The following is a 1078-nucleotide window of genomic DNA, read 5'->3' on the forward strand; positions in this document are numbered from 1 at the left end:
GGCTCGGCTACGCCGTCGCCCTGGCTTTACTTGTTCTGATCTGGCTGTCGCTGGATGACGCTCAGCAGCCCGTAGACAAGACCTGGCGCTGAAGAAGATGGCGGTGGGGGGCGGGCTTTACGGCAGCGGCCTGCCGGCCGATTCGCTTCGCCAGCTTGTCCACGAACTGCGCACGCCGCTGAATGCGATCGTCGGCTTCGGCGAGATGATCGAGCGGCAGGTGCTGGGGCCGGCCGCGCTGCGCTATCGCGTCAAGGCCGGCGTCATCGTGGAACAGGGGCGGCGGCTGCTTGCCGTGGTGGACGATCTGGACATGGCCGCCAGCGCCGGGGAGACGGCACCCGAGCGTTCGCCGGACCGGATTGCCCCGGCAGATCTGCTGCGCAGGCTGTGGCGCACGCACCGGCCGATCGCCGCGGGGCGGGGCGTGATGCTGGAAATGGCGATCGAGGAGGAGATCGGCCCGATCGATGCCGACCCGGCGGTGATAGAGCGGATCTATGCACGGTTGATCACCGCGGCGATCGGTCTGGGTCACGTGGGGGAGCGGATCGAGGTGCGGCTGACCGGCACCGGCGACGCGGCGGTGCTGCGGCTGACACGCCCGGCCGTGTTGGGCGACAGCAGCGAGACCACGCTGCTCGACCCCGGCTTTACCCCCGAGGGGGACTGGCCGGAGGCGCCGCTGCTCGGCCTAGGCTTCAGCCTGCGGCTGGTGCGCAACCTCGCCGCCGCTGCCGGTGGCGCGCTGGCGATCGAGGCGGACGGCTTCGTCCTGCGCCTGCCGGTCGCCGGGCGGCGCAAGGCCAACGGGGTGCGGCCCTGCTGAGGCGCACCGCGATCCCTTGCCAGCCGGGCGGCGGCTCCGCTATCGCCGCCGGGCATGGCGGGGCCTGTAGCTCAACGGTTAGAGCTGGCCGCTCATAACGGCTAGGTTGCGGGTTCGAGTCCTGCCGGGCCCACCATGCATGCAGCCGGCGGTGTTCCATCGCATTCGGAACCCGGCTAGAACACTGACAATTCAACCGAGAAAGCCGGGCGGCGCGTCCGGCCGCGTCCGGCGCGATACGCAGCCCTT

At 70.6% G+C, this 1078-nt stretch carries 1 protein-coding gene and 1 tRNA gene; both read left to right on the top strand.

Annotated features, from left to right (window positions below):
* Positions 1–97: 97 nt before the first annotated feature.
* Positions 98–829: a sensor histidine kinase gene (locus tag FOY91_RS21365; RefSeq protein ID WP_145156089.1), complete on the top strand. Its 732-nt coding sequence runs from the start codon at positions 98–100 to the stop codon at positions 827–829.
* A gap of 60 nt (positions 830–889) precedes the next feature.
* A tRNA-Ile gene (locus FOY91_RS21370) sits at positions 890–965 on the top strand.
* Positions 966–1078: the final 113 nt, after the last annotated feature.

Origin of the sequence: Alterirhizorhabdus solaris, assembly GCF_007785815.1 — a bacterium.
Lineage (GTDB): Bacteria > Pseudomonadota > Alphaproteobacteria > Sphingomonadales > Sphingomonadaceae > Alterirhizorhabdus > Alterirhizorhabdus solaris.

Bases quoted from the DNA above. Each gene is read 5' to 3' on its own strand.
- FOY91_RS21365 (WP_145156089.1), top strand. From the start codon at position 98: ATGGCGGTGGGGGGCGGGCTTTACGGCAGCGGCCTGCCGGCCGATTCG.